Source organism: Allocoprococcus similis (assembly GCF_054660775.1).
The window spans coordinates 14,805-34,840 of the sequence record NZ_BAAHSG010000009.1 but is presented as its reverse complement, the minus strand read 5'-3'; the positions used below and the strand labels follow the sequence as shown (position 1 = coordinate 34,840).

At 43.2% G+C, this 20,036-nt stretch carries 23 protein-coding genes and 1 pseudogene; 7 read left to right on the top strand and 17 right to left on the bottom strand.

Features of this window, described 5'->3' with window-relative positions:
* Positions 1-48: 48 nt before the first annotated feature.
* The 10 genes from dnaB to srtB all read right to left on the bottom strand — a co-directional run bounded on the left by dnaB (position 49) and on the right by srtB (position 8,487).
* A complete protein-coding gene (gene dnaB / locus ACYQ5K_RS05295; protein ID WP_055155539.1) occupies positions 49-1,404 on the bottom strand; it encodes a replicative DNA helicase in 1,356 nt (451 codons plus the stop codon).
* A 13-nt stretch (positions 1,405-1,417) separates the two neighbouring features.
* Complete coding sequence (gene rplI / locus ACYQ5K_RS05290) at positions 1,418-1,864, bottom strand: 50S ribosomal protein L9 (protein WP_173688863.1); 447 nt, start codon at positions 1,862-1,864, stop codon at positions 1,418-1,420.
* A gap of 1 nt (position 1,865) precedes the next feature.
* A complete protein-coding gene (locus ACYQ5K_RS05285) occupies positions 1,866-3,914 on the bottom strand; it encodes a DHH family phosphoesterase (protein ID WP_173688864.1) in 2,049 nt (682 codons plus the stop codon).
* A 114-nt stretch (positions 3,915-4,028) separates the two neighbouring features.
* A complete protein-coding gene (gene galE, locus ACYQ5K_RS05280) occupies positions 4,029-5,045 on the bottom strand; it encodes a UDP-glucose 4-epimerase GalE (RefSeq protein WP_459777323.1) in 1,017 nt (338 codons plus the stop codon).
* Between the two features lie 142 nt (positions 5,046-5,187).
* The gene (locus ACYQ5K_RS05275) at positions 5,188-6,111 is read right to left on the bottom strand and encodes a nucleotidyltransferase family protein (RefSeq protein WP_195230957.1); all 924 of its coding nucleotides are present in this window, start codon (positions 6,109-6,111) and stop codon (positions 5,188-5,190) included.
* A 208-nt stretch (positions 6,112-6,319) separates the two neighbouring features.
* The gene (rpsR, locus tag ACYQ5K_RS05270) at positions 6,320-6,583 is read right to left on the bottom strand and encodes a 30S ribosomal protein S18 (protein WP_008368909.1); all 264 of its coding nucleotides are present in this window, start codon (positions 6,581-6,583) and stop codon (positions 6,320-6,322) included.
* 21 nt (positions 6,584-6,604) lie between these two features.
* Positions 6,605-7,045, bottom strand: coding sequence for a single-stranded DNA-binding protein (locus tag ACYQ5K_RS05265; RefSeq protein WP_055155542.1), 441 nt, complete (start codon positions 7,043-7,045; stop codon positions 6,605-6,607).
* Positions 7,046-7,058: 13 nt separating this feature from the next.
* Positions 7,059-7,346 carry a 30S ribosomal protein S6 gene (rpsF, locus tag ACYQ5K_RS05260; protein WP_008368913.1) on the bottom strand — a complete coding sequence of 96 codons (288 nt, stop codon included), beginning with the start codon at positions 7,344-7,346 and terminating at the stop codon, positions 7,059-7,061.
* A gap of 100 nt (positions 7,347-7,446) precedes the next feature.
* The gene (locus ACYQ5K_RS05255; protein ID WP_173688866.1) at positions 7,447-7,641 is read right to left on the bottom strand and encodes a DUF951 domain-containing protein; all 195 of its coding nucleotides are present in this window, start codon (positions 7,639-7,641) and stop codon (positions 7,447-7,449) included.
* Positions 7,642-7,656: 15 nt separating this feature from the next.
* Positions 7,657-8,487: a class B sortase gene (gene srtB, locus ACYQ5K_RS05250; RefSeq protein ID WP_173688867.1), complete on the bottom strand. Its 831-nt coding sequence runs from the start codon at positions 8,485-8,487 to the stop codon at positions 7,657-7,659.
* Positions 8,488-8,719: 232 nt separating this feature from the next.
* On the opposite strand from srtB, the gene ACYQ5K_RS05245 reads away from it, so the two are divergent.
* From ACYQ5K_RS05245 to ACYQ5K_RS05225, 5 genes are all read left to right on the top strand, one after another.
* Entirely contained in the window at positions 8,720-9,115 is a 396-nt protein-coding gene (locus tag ACYQ5K_RS05245; RefSeq protein WP_173688868.1) for a zinc ribbon domain-containing protein, read from the top strand.
* A 21-nt stretch (positions 9,116-9,136) separates the two neighbouring features.
* Entirely contained in the window at positions 9,137-9,856 is a 720-nt protein-coding gene (locus ACYQ5K_RS05240) for a J domain-containing protein (RefSeq protein ID WP_459777322.1), read from the top strand.
* Between the two features lie 20 nt (positions 9,857-9,876).
* Complete coding sequence (gene bilS, locus ACYQ5K_RS05235; protein ID WP_459777321.1) at positions 9,877-10,407, top strand: flavodoxin family protein BilS; 531 nt, start codon at positions 9,877-9,879, stop codon at positions 10,405-10,407.
* A gap of 182 nt (positions 10,408-10,589) precedes the next feature.
* On the top strand, positions 10,590-12,428 hold the full coding sequence (locus ACYQ5K_RS05230; RefSeq protein WP_459777320.1) for a Na/Pi cotransporter family protein: 1,839 nt from the start codon (positions 10,590-10,592) through the stop codon (positions 12,426-12,428).
* A gap of 32 nt (positions 12,429-12,460) precedes the next feature.
* Positions 12,461-12,946: a gamma carbonic anhydrase family protein gene (locus ACYQ5K_RS05225; protein ID WP_459777319.1), complete on the top strand. Its 486-nt coding sequence runs from the start codon at positions 12,461-12,463 to the stop codon at positions 12,944-12,946.
* On the opposite strand, the pseudogene ACYQ5K_RS05220 reads toward ACYQ5K_RS05225, so the two are convergent.
* The 3 genes and pseudogenes from ACYQ5K_RS05220 to ACYQ5K_RS05210 form a co-directional block, all read right to left on the bottom strand.
* A pseudogene (locus ACYQ5K_RS05220) lies at positions 12,945-13,016 on the bottom strand (hypothetical protein); the annotation flags it as partial. The gene ACYQ5K_RS05225 and the pseudogene ACYQ5K_RS05220 overlap by 2 nt on opposite strands.
* A gap of 47 nt (positions 13,017-13,063) precedes the next feature.
* Complete coding sequence (locus tag ACYQ5K_RS05215) at positions 13,064-14,266, bottom strand: class I SAM-dependent rRNA methyltransferase (protein WP_459777318.1); 1,203 nt, start codon at positions 14,264-14,266, stop codon at positions 13,064-13,066.
* Positions 14,267-14,308: 42 nt separating this feature from the next.
* Positions 14,309-14,776, bottom strand: a complete 468-nt coding sequence (locus tag ACYQ5K_RS05210; protein ID WP_022221108.1) for an HAD family hydrolase — start codon at positions 14,774-14,776, stop codon at positions 14,309-14,311.
* A gap of 116 nt (positions 14,777-14,892) precedes the next feature.
* On the opposite strand from ACYQ5K_RS05210, the gene ACYQ5K_RS05205 reads away from it, so the two are divergent.
* Positions 14,893-15,603 (top strand): gamma-glutamyl-gamma-aminobutyrate hydrolase family protein, encoded by a 711-nt coding sequence (locus tag ACYQ5K_RS05205; RefSeq protein WP_173688985.1) that lies wholly within the window; start codon positions 14,893-14,895, stop codon positions 15,601-15,603.
* Positions 15,604-15,835: 232 nt separating this feature from the next.
* On the opposite strand, the gene ACYQ5K_RS05200 is transcribed toward ACYQ5K_RS05205, so the two are convergent.
* Together ACYQ5K_RS05200 and tig are read right to left on the bottom strand one after the other, a co-directional pair.
* Positions 15,836-16,477 (bottom strand): HAD family hydrolase, encoded by a 642-nt coding sequence (locus tag ACYQ5K_RS05200; RefSeq protein WP_195230953.1) that lies wholly within the window; start codon positions 16,475-16,477, stop codon positions 15,836-15,838.
* Positions 16,478-16,597: 120 nt separating this feature from the next.
* Entirely contained in the window at positions 16,598-17,722 is a 1,125-nt protein-coding gene (tig, locus tag ACYQ5K_RS05195; RefSeq protein ID WP_195230951.1) for a trigger factor, read from the bottom strand.
* A gap of 237 nt (positions 17,723-17,959) precedes the next feature.
* Between tig and ACYQ5K_RS05190 the strand changes: the two genes are divergently transcribed.
* Positions 17,960-18,400 carry a hypothetical protein gene (locus ACYQ5K_RS05190; RefSeq protein ID WP_022221110.1) on the top strand — a complete coding sequence of 147 codons (441 nt, stop codon included), beginning with the start codon at positions 17,960-17,962 and terminating at the stop codon, positions 18,398-18,400.
* 102 nt (positions 18,401-18,502) lie between these two features.
* On the opposite strand, the gene ACYQ5K_RS05185 is transcribed toward ACYQ5K_RS05190, so the two are convergent.
* Together ACYQ5K_RS05185 and pfkA are read right to left on the bottom strand one after the other, a co-directional pair.
* Positions 18,503-18,976 carry a YwiB family protein gene (locus tag ACYQ5K_RS05185; protein WP_055247913.1) on the bottom strand — a complete coding sequence of 158 codons (474 nt, stop codon included), beginning with the start codon at positions 18,974-18,976 and terminating at the stop codon, positions 18,503-18,505.
* Positions 18,977-19,000: 24 nt separating this feature from the next.
* Positions 19,001-19,978 carry a 6-phosphofructokinase gene (gene pfkA / locus ACYQ5K_RS05180; protein WP_055247911.1) on the bottom strand — a complete coding sequence of 326 codons (978 nt, stop codon included), beginning with the start codon at positions 19,976-19,978 and terminating at the stop codon, positions 19,001-19,003.
* Positions 19,979-20,036 lie beyond the last annotated feature (58 nt).

Sequence of the window (20,036 nt, the reverse complement as noted above, 5' to 3'; positions counted from 1 at the left end):
AGCGAACAGTTTTAATTCTGTTCCCTGTCTTTTTCATTTTATAATTTCTCATTCCCCATCCACAACTTTTCGTTCTGAATTGGCAAATTTCGTGTACTGCGGAAGCCATGTAAGCGTTACGGTTCCAATCGGACCGTTTCTCTGTTTGGCAATAATGATCTCTGCCTCATTGACATGCTCCGTATCCTTATTATAATAATCATCTCGATAAATGAACATAACCACGTCGGCATCCTGCTCGATCGCCCCGGACTCACGCAGATCAGAAAGCATCGGTCTGTGATCTGGTCTCTGCTCAACCGCACGGCTCAGCTGTGACAGCGCAATGACCGGCACACTCAATTCCCGGGCAAGCGCTTTTAAGGAACGGGAAATATCAGAAATTTCCTGCTGACGGGACTCATTACGTCCACCAACACTTCCGCTCATCAACTGCAGGTAGTCGATGATGATCAGCTCAAGATTATGTTCCATTTTATATTTTCTGCATTTGGAACGCATTTCCGAAATCGAAATACCCGGTGTATCATCAATGATCAGGTTCGATCTTCCAATTGTTCCGGCACCTTCGATCAGCTTTTCCCAGTCGGAATCCTTCAGATTACCGGTTCTTAAAAGCTGTGCATCTACATAGGATTCCAGCGAGAACAGACGGTTTACCAGCTGTTCCTTTGACATTTCCAGACTGAATATGGCAACTGTACGGTTCTGCTTAAACGCCACATGCTGTGCAATGTTCAGTACAAACGCCGTCTTACCCATAGAAGGACGGGCTGCGACCAGGATCAGATCGGATGGCTGCAGACCGGATGTCTTGTAATCCAGGTCAATAAATCCAGTCGGGATTCCTGTAACAGTTCCCTTACTCTTAGATGCTTTCTCAATTTTCTCAAGGGCATTTAATACTACCTGCTTGATCGGCACGTATTCACCGTTTCCTCCGCGGTTCTGCACCAGCTCAAAAACCTGCTTCTCTGTCCTTTCAAGGATCGCCTCCAGCGGCTCCTGCCCCTGATAACATTCATCCGCAATCGCTTCATTCATCTTGATCAGACGCCTCAACGTTGCTTTTTCAGAGACGATCTCAGCATAATACTTTACATTTGCCGAGGTTGGAACTGCTGTTACCAGATCCCGGACAAATTCAAGACTACTGATCTCTTCCGGAACAGCTTTTTCACGCAGACGGTTCTGCAGTGTAATCAGGTCAACAGGTTTTCCCTCATTAAAAAGTTCTACCACTGAATCAAAAATTACACCATATGCCTTTTGATAAAAGTCGTCTCCACAAATGATCTCGGCAGCTACTGTAATCGCATCCCGGTCCATCAGCATCGCTCCGACAACAGACTGCTCTGCCTCTATGCTGTGTGGCGGTACTCTCTTAATGAGTGCTTCATCCATGTCTCAGATCCTCCTAAGCTTCCCCGACGTGCACTTTTAATTCAGCAGTCACTTTCTGGTGAAGCTTGACCGGTACAAGATACATTCCCGGTGTACGGATCGCTTCTTTGATCTGGATCTTCTTCTTATCAAGATCATATCCAAGCTGTTCTTTTACTGCAATTGCAATTTCCTTTGAAGACACAGAACCGAATGTTCTTCCACCTTCCCCGGTCTTGATCTTGAGTTCTACTTTTGCTGCTTCTAATTTCTTTGCAAGCTCCTGCGCTGCTTCCAGATGCTCCTGTGCAACCTTTTCTTCATTCTGTTTCTGAAGCTTTAAGTCATTTAAATTCTTTCCATTTGCTTCCAGTCCGAGGTTTTTTTTGAAAATGAAGTTTCTTGCATATCCGTCACTTACATTTACAACCTCGCCTTTTTTCCCAAGGGATTTTACATCTTCCAATAAAATAACTTTCATCTTAAATATCTCCTTCTTCTATCATAATATCGATTGTCTTTTTCAGAGTTTCAATCGCTCTTTCCATATCGGAATACGGGAACTGGGCACCGGCAGTGTTGATATGACCGCCTCCGCCGAGCCGCTCCATAATGATCTGTACATTGATCTCATCAATAGAACGTGCACTGATGTAAATCTTACCATTATATTCAGTCAGTACAAAAGAAGCCTTGATCTCTTCAATGTTGAGAAGCTCATTTGATGCCTGTGCTCCAATGATGGTGGGACTTTCAATTCCCAGATGTTCGCCTCGCGCGATCGCAAATACATCCCGATACACCTCAGCACTGCTGATTACTGCAGCTTTTGCACGGTAAGATGCCATATCATCACGGAGGAGTTTTCTTACATAAGTAACATCTGCGCCACATCTTCTCAGGTACGCAGCTGCCTCAAAGGTCCGGACTCCTGTTCTGGACATGAAATTGTTGGTATCAACCAGAATACCTGCATACATACTGTTCGCTTCCATGGAATTCAGACGCAGATCATCGCCGATATACTGGAGAACCTCTGCTACCATCTCACACGCCGAGGAAGCATATGGCTCGATATACGACAGGACAGCATTCTCAATCACTTCATCACTCTGTCTGTGGTGATCCAGAACTGCAATCGTCTTCGTCAGACGAAGCAGGCGTTCACATTCTGTCATCTTTGGCTTATTGGTATCAACAACAACTACCATCGTATTGTCATCTGCCAGTTCCTCCGCCTCATGGGAAGTCACAAACAGATCATCCGGATACTTCGGATCATCAGTAAATGCTTCATAAAGCGGTCTGAGTGTCACAGAAATATCGTTCAGAACAATATTGACCTTCTTTTCCATCGCACTTGCTGCCCGGTAAATACCGATTGCCGCACCAAATGAATCCACATCTGCCATCTTATGTCCCATCACGATCACACGCTCTTTTCCGGTGATAAACTCCCGGAGTGCTTCTGCTTTTACTCTTGCTTTTACCCGGGTATTCTTAGAAGTCTGCTCACGCTTTCCGCCATAATAGCTGATTCCCTTGTTATTCTTCACAACTACCTGATCTCCGCCTCTTGCAAGTGCAAGATCGATCGCTATACGGGCATAATTATATCCTGCAGCATAGGTATCTGTACTGAGTCCAAGCCCAATACTTAGTGTAACCGGAATCTGATTACCGATACTGACTCCTTTTACCTCATCAAGTAAAGAAAAACGGTCTTTTTCCATTTGATTGAAGCTCTCTTTTTTGATCACAACAAAATATTTGTCTTTCTCAAGCTTCTTCACAATACCGGAAAAATCCGCAATATACTGGTTGATCTTACGGTCGATCAGTGCCACCAGAAGAGACTGCCTTACTTCCTCGACGCTTTCCATGACCTCTTCATAGTTATCAATATAAACCAGTCCGGCCACCAGCCGCTGCTCTTCATTCGCACGGATATACCGGTTCAGCTCTGTCACATCCTGAAGATGTATCGCAATAAAATATTCCTTTTCCTCCGGTATCTCCAGAAGCTGCTCTGTCTCACTGAAGCCTTCGACCGATACGCACTGGATCTCAGCCTGATAATCTCTGTCAAGATAACTGAATTCCAGACTTACCGATTCATTGTCTTCCTTTGGAAATACACCCCGGTTCAACTCCGGAATATATTTACTCAGATAGGTATCCTTCCGGATAGTCGTCCCAAGGACTTCCCGGAACTGTGTGTTCGTCCAGATGATTTTTCCATCATCCAGTAAAATTGCATACGGAATCGAAAGCTCCTTCAGAAGTGTATTCTGGACAATCCCGTACTGCGCTGCAAACTCTACCATGTCTGCCAGAATCAGAGACTTGTTGTAAAAATACATAATACCAATGACGACTGCATAAACCAGCACAAACGCGCCCATAAGCAGCCCGGCCTTTCGGTCCATCCTGAAGATCCAGATATTCATCAGGATCAGGAAAAGAATCATAATTCCCGGCCATTGCATATATAATTTCAGTTGTCCCTTTAACTTTATATCCTTTTTCATCTTTCAGCCCTCTTAAAACCTATAGATATTTGTATTATATCACCTTTCCGGATATTAGGGAACTAAAAAATGTGCCGGGGCAACGTACACCCTGACACATTTTTCTTTCTTTTATTAAGCTTCGTATCCATTCGGATTCATTGTCTGCCATCTCCATGAATCCTCACACATCTTGTCGATTCCGCGTTCTGCAACCCATCCGAGCTCATTCTTTGCTTTTTCTGCATTACAGTAGCATGTTGCGATATCTCCGGCTCTTCTTGGCTTGATCTGGTAAGGGATCTCTTTTCCACATGCTTTTTCAAATGCATGCAATACATCCAGTACTGAATATCCCACTCCGGTTCCAAGATTGTAAATGCTTACGCCTGATTTTTCCTGGATCTTCTTCAGCGCCTTTACATGTCCAATTGCAAGGTCAACTACATGAATGTAGTCTCTCACACCTGTTCCGTCCGGTGTGTCATAATCATCGCCAAATACACCCAGGCATTCCAGTTTACCGATTGCAACCTGTGCAATATATGGAAGCAGGTTGTTCGGGATACCCTTCGGATCTTCTCCCATCAGTCCGCTCTCATGTGCGCCGATCGGGTTGAAGTAACGAAGAAGAACAACATTCCACTCCGGATCTGCCTTATGCAGGTCTGTCAGGATCTGCTCAAGCATCCATTTTGTCCATCCATAAGGATTCGTGCAGGTTCCCTTCGGGCATTCTTCTGTAATCGGGATAAACGCCGGATCACCATATACCGTTGCTGAAGAACTGAAGATGATGTTCTTCACATTATGGTTACGCATAACATCACAGAGTGTAAGTGTACCTGCAATATTGTTCTGATAATATTCAAGTGGCTTTGCAACAGATTCTCCGACTGCTTTAAGTCCTGCGAAATGAATGACACATTCTACACTTTCTTTGTCAAAAATCTGATCCAGTGTTTCTTTATCTCTGATATCTGCTTTATAAAATGTAACGTTCTTGCCGGTGATCTTCTCTACACGTCTGATTGCTTCTTCAGAAGCATTGCAAAGATTATCTACTACAATAACTTCATATCCTGCATTCAGCATCTCTACACATGTGTGACTGCCGATAAATCCGGCTCCGCCTGTTACTAAAATTGCCATGATTTTTTCCTCCTGAAATTAGAATCATTTACTTTTCTTTACACACTATAGCACACATCCTGCCTATATGGAAGTGTTTTTACTAAATTTTTTATATTTTTTAGTAAATCAAGCGAACTATTTACTAAATTTTGACATATCTCTACTCTTCCCAGAGATTTTCCGGATAAAGACCTTCTTTTTTCAGATTGCGGATCGCTTCTACAACAACCGGTTTGTCTTCTTTATAAGTTACGCCGTACCATTTGTCTGTAGACGGAAGAACCGCTGCTGTTGCGCGGTCTGCCTCCAGAAGATTACTTACGACTGCCGGCAGGAAATATTCACATTTCATCGGATTTTCAGTAAGTCCTTTCTTCAGGAACTGTGGAAATTCTGCTTTCAGCTCATCCAGGATGCTTCTCGTAAATCCCCACATATTCATAGAAACCAGTGTATCCTCTGGTAAATTTTCCCAGGTTTCGCCATCATTTTCAGTAAACGCAATCTTACCGTCACGCTTCTCAATGCGGGTTCTTTCTGTAATATTTACCAGTTCACCCTCTTCATTGGTCGTACAGATTCCTCTTGCCACATGGCCATTGTCTGTTACTGTATTCTTCAGAAGATATCCGACCATCGCATAACGATACCTGTCATCATCCTCATGTTCGGACAGATAATTATAAATTGCTTCAAACGCATGTCTTCCATAATAATCATCTGCATTGATAACAGCAAACGGTCCGTCGATCTCATCAATGCAGCTGAGGACTGCATGGCCGGTTCCCCACGGTTTCACTCTGCCTTCCGGAACTTCAAAACCTTCCGGAATGTTGTTGATATCCTGAAATACATAAGAAACCTCCATATATTTTGCCATACGGTTTCCTACTGCTTCTCTGAAACTGTCTTCATTTTCTTTCTTTATAATAAAAATAACCTTCTCGAATCCGGCTCTTTTTGCATCAAACAGGGAAAAATCCATGATGATGTGTCCCTCTTTATCAACCGGATCGATCTGTTTAAGTCCGCCATAACGGCTTCCCATTCCCGCTGCCATAATTACTAAAACTGGTTTTTTCATAATTTGATTCTCCAATTCTTTTTTAGATTTCAAAACTTTGTCTTTCTTATTCTAACCCCAAACGACTGCTTTTTCAATCGTCTGCCGGACAGAAAGATAGTAAAAAAGAATGTGCGAGTGCGCATCTCCGGCACGCAGTGCCTTTTATTTCCTAGGAAATAAAAAAACAGGACTTCCAAAATGGAAATCCTGTTCTGATCATATTCGATTAATCCTGAACGTATGGCATTAAAGCGATATGTCTTGCTCTCTTGATTGCTACTGTAAGAGCTCTCTGATGTTTTGCACAGTTTCCTGTGATTCTTCTCGGAAGGATTTTTCCTCTCTCAGAAACATATTTCTTTAATTTTGCTGTATCTTTGTAATCGATTTCGTTGTTTTCTTTACCACAGAATACACAAACTTTTTTTCTTCTGCGTCCGCCTCTTCTCTTCATTGGAGAATCCGGTCTGTTTCCTTTTTCGAATGCCATTGTACACATCTCCTTTCAACCTTAATTAAACGGTAACTCCTCATCAATTCCATCCGGAATGTTCATGAAACCGTCACCTGCATCAGCGCTTGGCGCCGGTGCCGGGGCTGCCTGATAAGACTGTGTATTAGCACTGCTAGCATTCTTACTTTCTGCGAATTCCTGTTCCTCAACAACAACTTCTGTTGTATAGACCTTTACACCATCCCTGTTGGTATAGCTTCCGGTCTGGATTCTTCCGCAAACCACTACGCGCATTCCCTGACGGAAATAACGTTCTGTAAATTCAGCACTCTTTCCGAACACAACACAGTTAATAAAATCTGCGGTCTGTTCTCCATCGCGCTTGAATCTGCGGTCTACAGCTAATGTATATCTTGCAATAGCGAGAGCGTTCTCACCTTGTGAATATCTCACTTCAGGATCTCTTGTCAGACGTCCCATTAAAACTACTTTATTCATACGTTGCCTCTTTCTAAGCTTCCTGTTTCACGCATAAATATCTGATTACACCATCCATGATACGAATTCTTTCTTCGATTTCGCCTGGTGTTGTTGTTTCAGATTCAAAGTGAATGAAGTAGTAGTAAGCTTCTTTCATCTTCTGGATTTCGTAAGCTAATCTCTTCTTTCCCCATTCGTCAACGTCAGTAATGTTACCACCGAAACGTGTAACAAGTGCTTTCACCTTTTCGATTACTTCTGCTCTGGCGTCGTCTTCGAGTTTTGCGCTGACAACAACTGCTAATTCATATTTGCTCATGTCCTGCACCTCCTTATGGTCTTTTGGCTCCCGGATTCGCCGGGAACAAGGATAAATAATATATCACAAGTTGGTATGATATCATAATTCAGGCTTTGTTTCAAGCCTTTTTTCTTATTTCTTTTGTATTTTTTTCAACCAGTCTGCGCGGTACCATTACCTGGTGTCCGCACCCCTGACATTTCAGACGAAAATCCGCTCCTACTCTCAGGATCTCCCACTCTGAGCTTCCGCACGGATGCGGTTTTTTCATCCGGATCACATCTCCGACTTCAAATTTTGCTTCTGCTTCCATCTCTTTACTCCTCTTTTATTTTCCTGCCGGCTGTACATTTACCCTGACACCGTGCACGATCGTTCTGTCATCATTTCCCTCCCGTGTACAGGTGGACAGCGTCACGATCTGCGAATCATTTCCCACTTCCACACCTGTATCATATAAAGAAGACGCCTTCGTTGCTTCAAGGAAGGATGCAAACGCCGCATCATCTGCGAACTGATATGTATAGCCTTCGGAAGTATCTTTTACCACTCCAACAGAATAAATCTGATAAGTAGCCACATTGCCATCCGGTGTATAAATATAGAAGTAAGGGTATTTTTCCCGGAAACTTTTTTCGTGATACTGCTCCAGCTCATTAAACATCGTTCCATTATACATATAATGTCCGTAAATGATCGTGTTTCTGTCATTAAAATCCGCATGATTATAAGCATTTACAAAAATCGTTCCTACGGTATTGTCATATCCCTTGAATGTCTTACTCAGATATTCTGAATTATCACTTCCCTGCACAACCGGATAATTGATCACCGCCGGTTCATCAAAACGGATCCATGCAACCACATCCGGATTGATCTGTCTGAGCGCATCGAAATCCACGGAAAATCTGCTTCCATCCTGATCGTCCGTCCCGTTCTCCTGCTCTCCCTTATCTTCCGTAACCGCAAGCTTTACCAGATCATCATACTCACTTTCCCCTTTGTGATATCCGTTAAAGATTTTATACAGCTGAAAGGCAGAAAATGCAAACACACAGATTGCAACGATCAAAATGACCGTACTGATGATTCCACCTTTTTTCTTGCGCCGGTCACGCCTGGAATGCTTTTCATCCCGGTCATGTTCTTTCCGTCCCATAATTTCCTCCTCTGCTTTTTATATATGATGTTCCCGGATTGCTCCATTGCCATGCAATTCCAGCAATCCCGGAAGTCCTATTTTCTTTTATATTTTCACGATATCAGCAGTATAACATACTTTTTAGAGTTTTTTAATAGAGAGTTTATTGATTTTTGTGTGTGCAGGCGTACAATGTAAACCATCGTATAGTATCATATTCTATAAAAATAAAAAAGATTGGGTGAACATTATGAAAGAAAAACTGATGCGTTTTATGTATGGAAGGTACGGAGTAGATACCTTCGGCAAATTTCTCTTATGGAGCGGCGTAATTCTGATGCTGATCACAAGCATCTTCCATTTTCGTATTTTTTATGTAATTGGATGGGCATTCGTGATATACTCTTACTATCGCATATTTTCACGCCAGACCTACAAGCGTGCACTGGAAAACCAGAAGTTTCTCCAGCACACTTCAAAGATCCGTGGATTTTTTGCAAAACAGAAGTATATGGCAACGCAGCGCAAGACACACCACATTTACAAGTGTCCAAACTGCAAACAGAAGATCCGTGTTCCAAAGGGAAAAGGTAAAATTGAGATCCGCTGTCCAAAATGCCAGACTACTTTTATCAAAAAAAGCTAACGATCAGGAGAATAATCAATTATGCAGGATCCTTACTCAATACTCGGCGTTTCACGGGATGCTTCCGACGAGGAGATCAAGAAAGCCTACCGCAAATTAAGCCGCATTTATCATCCGGATGCCAATATCAACAATCCAAATAAAGATCAGGCAGAAGCCAAATTCAAAGAAATCCAGCAGGCTTACCAGCAGATCATGAAGGAAAAAGAAATGGGTGCTTCCGGATATACCGGAACAGGCTCCGGAGATTATGGTGGTGCCGGAAGCGGATATGGAGGTTTTGGCGGTTTTGGTCCATTCGGCGGTTTCTACGGTCAGTATACCAATCAGAATCAGCAGACAACCGAGACAGAAGAAGATATTCATCTGCGTGCCGCCGCCAATTATCTGAACAGTGGCCATTATAAAGAAGCTTTAAATGTCCTTTCAGGAATCAAAGACCGTTCTGCCAGATGGTACTATTACAGCTCTATCGCCAATTCCGGCATGGGCAATAATGTCCTCGCCCTGGAGCACGCCAAAGAAGCACTTCGTCTGGAACCGTCCAACTATCAATATCAGTCCCTTGTCAGCCGTCTTGAAAATGGCGGGAGCTGGTATCGTACACAGCAGACAATGTATGGCGGCACACCAACGATCAACAATGATTTCTGCGTGAAGCTCTGCATTGCCAACATCATGTGCAATCTCTGCTGTGGCGGCGGTGGATTCTTCTGCGGTTCTCCTTATACATACCACTAAATGACAGGAGGAAATACTATATGTTAGATTATCTTGTTGTCTATGACAGTGAGACAGGAAATACAAAAAAAATAGCAACAGAAATTTTCGCATCCCTTCCGGGGATGTCCAAAGATCTGATAAATCTTCATGAACGTACCGATTTCCCAGAAGCCAAAATTTATTTTGTTGGTTTCTGTGTTCACCGCGGAACCTGCCGCCTCGAGATCGGCAACTTCCTTTCCGGTCTGTCGGACAAATCCGTCGCTCTCTTTGGAACCTGCGGTGCAGGGAACAGCCCGGAATACTACAAAGAGATCGCGTCCAGTGTCCGGATCTGGCTTGAAGATGACAATCACTATCTTGGTTCTTTTATCTGCCAGGGGAAAATGCCACTTGCTGTCCGTCAAAAATATGAATCCTTGTTGAACACAACAGAAGATTGCGATTGCCAGCAAATCCGCCGGCAATTACAGAATTTTGACGAAGCAATGATTCATCCGACACGCACAGACCTTGAAAATGCAGCTCTTTTTGCTACCGAATGTATAGAAAAAGTTAAGTCCGTGTAAAAAAAGTGTAAAAAAATATCGTTTCAGTCTACCTATGGAAACTTTCTTGTTATATAATAAAGGTGTCGTATAGCGTCACTTTGTGTGATCTGCATGCAGACTTTTCATATTTAAAGTAGCTGTACGATATTTTTTTTGCGACAAAATGTAAACTAATGCTTAAAGAAAAGGAAAACAAAATTATGGGAATTACAATGGTTTTGTCATTGCTCAGTGGGGTAGCACTGTTTTTATACGGTATGTCACTGATGGGCGACAGTCTGAAGAAAGTTGCCGGCAATAAGCTTGAACTTATTTTATACAGGCTGACCAATACTCCTCTGAAAGGACTTCTGCTGGGTACTGTCGTAACCGCTATCATTCAGTCATCCTCTGCAACGACAGTTATGGTAGTCGGATTTGTAAACTCTGGTATGATGAAGGTCGCACAGGCAATTGGTATCATCATGGGTGCCAACATCGGAACCAGTATCACCGGATGGATCTTATGTCTCTCCTACATTGATGGTTCCAGCGGAATCGCGCAGCTTTTATCAACCGCTACAATCTCTGCAATCGTAGCAATCATCGGAATTATTTTCCGTACATTTATCAAGAAAAAACCGTATTCTGATATCGGTGACATCATGCTTGGCTTTGCGATCCTGATGATCGGAATGCAGACCATGAGCGGTGCCGTCTCTCCTCTGAAAGAGAATCCGCATTTTGTCAGACTTCTGACCATGTTCACGAATCCATTTATGGGAATCCTTGTCGGAATCGTATTTACAGCAGTTTTGCAGAGCGCTTCTGCTTCTGTAGGTATCCTCCAGGCACTGTCCATTACCGGATCGATCACCTTTGCAGCTGCACTTCCGATCACAATGGGTATCGGCGTTGGCGCCGCATGTCCGGTTCTTCTTTCCTCAATCGGAACGAACAAGAACGGAAAGCGTACTGCTCTGATCTATCTGCTGAACGATTTATTTGGAATGATTTTCTGGTCCATCGTATTCTATTCTGCAAATGCCATCGTGCATTTCCCATTTATGGGTGAAATCATGTCACCTTTCCGTGTGGCACTTTTGAATACGGTATTCCGGCTTCTGACGATCCTTGTTCTTGCTCCATTTATCGGCAAGATTGAAAAACTTGTCTTCTTCCTTATTAAAGATACCGATGAAGACAACGAAGAGCAGGCAGATTTTGATCTTCTTGAGGAACGTTTCCTCAATTATCCGCCACTGGCAATCACACAGAGCCAGCTTGCAGTCAACGGAATGGCAAAGAAAGCATACAAAAATATCCGTCGCGCCCTTGCACTGCTGAAAGATTTTTCAGATAATAAGTTCAACAAAGTTCAGGAAAAGGAAAATCTGATCGATAAATACGAAGATAAACTGGGAACCTATCTGATGCAGCTCAATATGCATGACCTGACACCGGAGCAGTCCAAACAGACCGCCAAGTTCCTTCATACGATCAGTGATTTTGAACGTCTGGGTGACCATGCAGTCAATATTTCCCGTGTTGCACAGGAACTTCATGAAAAATCACGTATTTTTTCAGATGCAGCCAAATACGAGCTTCATGTTCTTGAATCCGCATTAAAAGAGCTCCTTGATCTCACGATCAATTCATTTGTAGATGAAGACCTTGTAAATGCTGCCAAAGTGGAACCGCTTCGCGAACTGATCGGTATTTTATGCAACGATTTGAAAATGCGTCATATTAAAAGGCTCCGTAACGGGCAGTGTGATCTGAACACCGGATTTGCATTTAACGACCTGCTCACCAACTATGATCGTATTGCAGCCCACTGTTCTAACATTGCCGTTGCAATCCTGGAACTGGATTCTTCCAATTTCGATATGCACGAATATACCAAGAGTGTGCGGAAACTGAAAGACAACACTTATGTATCCACCTTTGATTATTATGAACAGAAGTATAATATCAATGGTTATCAGCCGGAAGCAGAACAGGATACAAAAGTAGCCGCAAAAGCAACCGCCGCTGATACTGCCCAAGAAGTAAAATAGCGATCGCACTACCAGAAAGGATGCCAGAGAAAATGTCTTCTTTAAATATTTCACCACAGGCGCACATTGCCAGTCAGTCCGTTATCCTAGGCGATGTTACAATTGGTGCAGACTCAAGTGTGTTCTATTATGCCGTTGTCCGCGGTGATGAATCGTCCATCACTATTGGCGAGCGAAGTAATATCCAGGATAACAGTACCGTCCATGTAGATTACGGTTTTCCGACCGTTATCGGTGATGATGTCACTGTCGGTCACAACTGTGTGATCCACGGCTGTACAATTGGCGACGCGTCTCTGATCGGGATGGGAAGTACGATTTTAAACGGTGTAAAGATTGGAAAGCATTGCCTGATCGGTGCCGGAAGTCTGGTTACTCAGAACACAGTTATTCCGGATGGAATGCTGGTTATCGGAAGCCCGGCGAAAGTAAAAAGACCTCTCACCGAGGCGGAAATCCAGTCGATTTATAAAAATGCTGCGGATTATGTTGCATTATCGGCTGCGCAGTTTGAATAGAATTTTGTACAAAATATGTCTCCGCGCATACAAAAAAGGGGATTGAAAATCTTTTACATTGGATTTTCAATCCCCTTTTTATTATATAAATTGCAGTATTTAAAATGCGTTTAAAGTCTACTTTTCATCGACGATCTGGAACACATAGAATTTTAAATAATACGATTCTTCTGCAGACCACAAAATCGGATGATCCGGTGCCTGTGTCCGGTATTCTACCTGTCTGACCCTCTTATGCACATTCTGCGCTGCCTGGTGGATCGTCTTCGTAAAAAGCTCATAATCCATAAAATGCGAGCAGGAACAGGTTGCCAGATATCCGCCTGGTTTTACCAGCTTCATTCCGCGCATATTGATCTCACGATATCCCTTTGTCGCATTCTTAATCGTCTTACGGGATTTGGTAAATGCAGGTGGATCCAGGATTACCACATCATACTGTTTTCCTTCTTCTTCCAGCTTTGGAAGCAGATCAAATACATCTGCACAGACAAATTCAACTCTGTCTTCTAATCCATTGAGCCTTGCGTTCTCTCTTGCCTGTTCTACGCCAAGTTCTGAAGCATCTACACCTGTTACATGCTTTGCCCCTGCAATCCCTGCATTCAGCGCAAAAGAGCCTGTGTGCGTGAAGCAGTCCAGCACCTCTGCATCCTTACAAAGTCTCTGGATTGCCAGACGATTGTATTTCTGATCCAGGAAAAATCCTGTCTTCTGTCCGTCTTTGACATCAACCATGTATCTGACACCATTTTCGACAATCTCAACTTTGGTATCAAATTCTTCACCGATAAAGCCTTTGACTCTCTCCATGCCTTCATTCTGACGAACCTTTGCATCGCTCCGTTCATACACGCCACGGATCGTAATTCCATCTTCTGAAAGAACCGCTTTCAAAATGTCCACGATCTCTTCTTTCATCCGGTCGATTCCGAGTGCAAGAGACTCTACAACCAGCACATCCGAGAATTTATCGATCACCAGTCCGGGAAGAAAATCCGCTTCCCCGAAAATCACACGACAGCTTGATGTATCTACTGTCTTTTTCCGGTATTCCCACGCATCTCTCACCCGCATTTCCAGAAATGCATGATCGATCTCCTGATCCTGCTTTCTTGTCATCATACGGATCCGGATCTTAGAATTCATGTTGATAAATCCTCTTCCCATTCCGTATCCGTCAAAATCATGGACGATCACAATGTCACCATTCTCAAATTCTCCCATGATCGAATCAATTTCATTATCGAATATCCAGGCGCCGCCTGATTTCAGCAGACGTCCCTCACCCTTTTTCAATGTCACTATAGCCTGACGCATCTTTTCTCCTTCCACATACTCTTACGTATTCTTCTGCAAATATTATCCACGGAGTCCTGCAATGATCCGGCCTGGATAGAGCAGAAGATCCAGTCCATCCTGCATAGATCTGACACAGAGATCCGCATTTTTCAATAATTTTCCATAGACCCCTTCCCGGTCCATAACAGCGATGGAAAGTGCCGCCTCTTTCAGCATCCACTCATCGTTCCTGCCATTGCCGATTGCCACACAGCGCTTTGCACCGGTTGCTTTTACCAATTCCCTTTTATACTCCTTTGCATTGCCTGTCGGAAATGTCTCCAGGATCACCGGAAGCCCTTCGCACTGCGCTTTCGCATTTCCATGCGTATCTGCAGTCAGTACATAAATTCGGAACTGCTCTGAAAGTGCGATAAGACGTTCCTTCACACTCGGCGGGATCACGCCGTCCACAGCGATCGTCCCGTTCATATCTAAAAATATCGTATCAAGTTCTAATGTTTTATACTCCGGAATAACCAGTTTCATAGGAACTCCTTTCCTGCCATCTGGCACGTTGCTTTTTCTATTATAATACATATTTCATACAGACTCCACATATTTTGTAACAACTGTTTTATCTGATAAAGAGGAGGATTGTAAATATGAAACCAGTTGTTGGAATCTTATGCTGTGGCTTCGACGGCAAAAACCAGTTTGTAACCGATACCTATGTGAGGGCAGTCCGCATTTCCGGAGGAATCCCCCTTCTGATACCGATTCTTCCTCAGGACTTCCCGATCGATTCTTATCTTGACATATGCGATGGATTTCTGCTCCCCGGAGGAGGTGATTTTACACCGTTTCTCTTCAATGAAGATCCACTTCCCGGTGTAGGACAGACCAATCTTTCTGTGGATCTTTTCCAGATTCATTTTGCAGAGGAAATCTTAAAACGTCATCTGCCGGTAATCGGCATCTGCCGGGGTATGCAGGTACTCAACGCTGCCTGTGGCGGAACGGTCTATCAGGATCTTTCCTGCCAGCCCGGAGATCCTTTTCTGCATATGCAGACCTCACAGAACCGCAGCGATATGTGGCATCAGATCTTCATCACCAAAGGCAGCCATCTTCATGAACTGACCGGAGACACTCTGTACACCAATAGTTTCCACCATCAGTCCGTTCATCTGCTCGGAAAAAATGTCCATGCCTGTGCACACACTTCTGATGGCACAGTCGAAGCAATCGAAATCGAAGGACAGCCTTTTGCACTTGGCGTACAGTGGCATCCGGAATCCATGTTTTTTACTTCTCCATGCATGCGGGAATTGTTTTCGCTTTTCGTCCGGTCGATGCTTCCCGGAACAGATTAAATTCCTTTTGCCGGGCTGCAGACTCTGCTTTCTGCGGTCCCTTCAGAATATATGTATAACATGTTCACAAACGTTCATAATTCTTTCAAATTATAAACACACTTTTTTCACAAGATATGAGTATACTAATAATTGTCAAAAGGAAATAAACCTTTTCACATAATAAAATTTTTCTTTTTCATAAACGCCGATATTCGGGAAACCGGATATCGGCTCTCCTCATTTTCAGGGGTTATTTCAGATATTCCAGAAGTCCTCGCAGGTCTGGGACAACATGATCTGCCATCTTTTTGACCTCTTCGTCTGCAGGTGTCAGATCCGGAACCATCGTCACATGGCAGCCCGCCTGATAAGCCGCATTTACCCCGTTCGGTGAATCTTCGACCGCCATGCACTCTTCAGGCTTCCGCCCGATCTTCTCACAGGCATAGAGATACACATCCGGTCTCGGTTTTCCCAATTTCACCATAGATGCACTGATGATCTCATCAAACAGCTCTTTAAATCCGACCATTTCCAGATAACGCACAGCCCTGTCTTCCGCTGTAGCCGTCACAACCGCTGTCTGATAACCACGTCTTTTCAGCTCCTTGATCGTCTCTTCCACATACGGCTTCTTCTCGATTCCGAAACGCGCAATGTGATCACTCATCAGTTCCTGTCTGCGCCGTCTGAGCTCATCGTATGGAAAATCCTCTCCAAAAATTTCCTTCATCTGCTCTCTTGCAAATACGGATGCACAGCTGCGGAATTTGTAGGCCGTTTCCAGATCCAGCCGGTATCCCGCCTCCCGCATTGCCTTTTGTTTGTATACTGTCAGATATTTCTCTGTATCGATCAGGATGCCATCCATATCAAAAAGTACTGCTTTCATCTTGTCCTCCTGTAGCATATTTCATTTTGTAAAAACAATTACTTTCTATATCATACCATTCCCTTCAGAAAGAAAAAAGACGAAGATTTTACTCTCCGCCTTTTGACTGTTTGCTTATATCTATTTTGTACTTTCTGTGCTGCCGGTACTTCCTGTATTGCTTGAACCGCTTTTGCTGCTGTCAGATGAAGTACTTTTCACCTGCTTGCAGTTGTCTGCTACCCAGTCTTCTACGATATCCAGTCTTGCTGTCTTTTCCAGATTCTCCAGGTTCCCTGCATCTTCCAGTGCCTTTTTGAGTGCATCTACATCTTCGTATCCGTAAGCCTTTGCATACTCCTTATACTTCTTCTCAAGTGTCTTATCTGACACATCGATCTTTGCCTTCTCAATGATCAGATCTGCCGCAAGGTTGGCCTTTACCTGATCCTTTGCAGCCTGGGTTGCCTTTGAATTAAAAGTTTCCTCATCCATATTCATATACTGTTTAAGGAAATCTGCAAAATCAAGGTTATAATAAGATGCCATATTCTTATACTGTGTCTTGATCGAACTGATCATATTCTTCAGATCCTTCTTCGGATACTTGTTCACAGTTGTGTTCTCAAGTACTGCTTTCCATGCATTTTCCTTGATTGTATTCTGCTGGTTTTCTTTGCTGTTTTTTTTCAGAGATTTTTTGATTTCCTTTTTGTACTCTTCCACCGTCTTGGAAGTCTCAGAAACACTCTGTACAAATTCATCGGTAAGCTCCGGTACATCGGTCTGGCTGATTCCCTTCAGTGTAACGGTAAACACAACTGCCTGACCTGCAAGCTCTTCATTTCCATAGTTTTCCGGGAAAGTCAGATCCAGATCAAAGGTATCACCGATATTATGTCCGACAACACCGTCCTCAAATCCGTCAATAAACTGACCGCTTCCTAATGTAAGCTGTGCATCTGTCGCTGTTCCACCATCAAATGCCACACCATCTTTTTTTCCTTCATAGTCGATCGTTACTGTATCTCCGGTTTGTGCTGCACGGTCTGTAACTTCTGTTGTAGTTGATTTAGACTGAAGCACACTGTTGATCTGTGTTTCTACATCATTATCCGATATCGCATCCGCATCTACTTTATCAATCTCCACACCTTTATATTTTGTAATCGTAACATAATCATTGGAAATCTCACCGGAGCATCCGGTAAGAAGTAATGACAATGCACAGATACCTGCTGCCAGTACTGTTAATTTCTTTTTCATTTTATTTTACACCTCTTATATCTTCATTCTCTCTGACTGTCCAAATCACCCACATCAGAGCGCTACATATGATTATAACACATAATCCGTCATTGAAAAGGGATTTCCCAAAATTCACATTTATTTCAGATTTTCCATTACTTTCAAAAAGCCGCCAAAAACTTCAAATTACTTGCACTTGTCTACAAACAATGCTACAATAAGCTATGTGTAAATATGATTTGAGGAGGAAAACCCGTGAGTAAGATAACGATCGTATTACTGGTAATTCTTGCCGTACTGCTTATCGCCCTGGTTGTTCTGTATTTCCTCGGTAAGAAAGCGCAGAAAAAGCAGGCAGAACAGGAAGAGATGATTGCAGCTGCTGCACAGCAGGTCAACATCCTGGTTATCGACAAAGGTAAGATGAAGCTTAAAGATGCCGGTTTCCCGTCAGTTGTTCTTGAGAATACACCTAAGTATCTTCGTCGTTCAAAGGTACCGGTAGTCAAGGCAAAAGTCGGACCAAAGATCATGACTCTGATGTGTGATGCAAGCATCTATGATCTTATTCCAGTCAAAAAAGAAGTAAAAGCAACCGTAAGCGGTATTTACATCACTGCAGTAAAAGGAGTCAGAGGTTCTCTTGAGACTCCACCTAAGAAAAAAGGATTCTGGGCAAGACTGCGGAACAAGTAAGATTAAAAAAGAATGTGCCATAAGGTACGTTCTTTTTTATTCCCCATAATGAAAAACAGGGTAAATGATTCTGAGCCGATCGAATCATTTACCCTTTTTGTTTTATTTTCCTGAAATTGCTTCCTCTGCCTGTGCTTTCGGTCTTATGCTCATTGCGATCCGGCAGTCTGCCGTCGCTTCATGATTCACATCAAGCCCATACTCCACAGCAATATCAATTCGCTCATCATCCACATTCACATCCAGCTTCCGTGTATGAATTCCAACATGAAGCTGCCCATACGGTGTATCATAATAAGTAACATTCATCTGATTCTTCTCAAATACCATATGTGCATTCGTAATTCCGCTCTTCATGATCTCCATCGAATCTTCACCGGTGATCTTGATCTTATTCTTAACCACCCCCGGAATCCCTTCCATTACTTCATCATAAAGAATATAATGCTTTCCGTTCTTCCAGTAATAGCTCGCCGGAGTGATCACTTCGATCGGCTCATTCTCTTCATTTTCTTCCGGATCTGCAAATGCCATATCATGCAGTCCGGAAATCGTCAATAATACATCCTGTGTCATACACGTCATCCAATCTGTCTGTTATTAGATGGCAAGCTGTTTTGCGATATCGTACTGGTACTCCGGAATTCCTTTCTGCATTGCCAGTGCTTCGTTGATATCGAAGTCAATATACTCGCCATGTTTGTATCCTACTACACGGTTTGTTTTTCCTTCAAGAAGAAGATCTACGGCAAGAGATCCCATGATAGATGCATATACTCTGTCTTTTGCTGTCGGGCTTCCACCACGCTGCATGTGACCAAGAATCGTAGCACGGGTCTCCATACCTGTCTCTTTTTCGATTCTCTTTGCCATATTCATAGAATCACCGATACCTTCGGCATTGATGATAATGTAATGCTTTTTACCGCGTTTTCTGCTTTCTTTGATGTCTGCAATGATCTTTGCTTCATCGTAGTCATGTTCCTCAGGAAGAAGAATCTTCTCTGCTCCATTGGCAATACCGCACCACAGTGCAAGGTATCCTGCATCACGTCCCATAACTTCGATAACACTGCATCTTTCATGTGATGTAGATGTATCACGTACTTTGTCGATTGCTTCCATCGCTGTATTAACCGCTGTATCGAATCCGATTGTGTATTCTGTACATGCGATATCAAGGTCGATCGTTCCCGGAAGTCCGATTGTATTTACTCCAAAATCAGATAATTTCTGTGCTCCCTTGAAGGAACCGTCTCCTCCGATAACTACCAGACCGTCAATTCCGTATTTCTTACAGATTGCTGCTGCTTTCTGCTGTCCTTCTGGTGTACGCATTTCCTCGCAACGGGCTGTCAGAAGAATCGTTCCACCTCTCTGGATCGTGTCCGATACATCTCTGGCACTTAAATCAATAATTTCCTCGTTAAGAAGTCCTGAATAACCTCTTCTGATTCCTCTTACTTTCAGTCCTTTGCCCAATGCGGTTCTTACAACTGCACGGATTGCAGCGTTCATTCCCGGTGCGTCTCCACCACTGGTCAATACGCCGATAGTTCTGATTACTTTTTCTGCCATGATATGTCTCCTCCGTCTCTTCTACTTTGTAACTTTACTATCCTTTTGCTTAATTTAT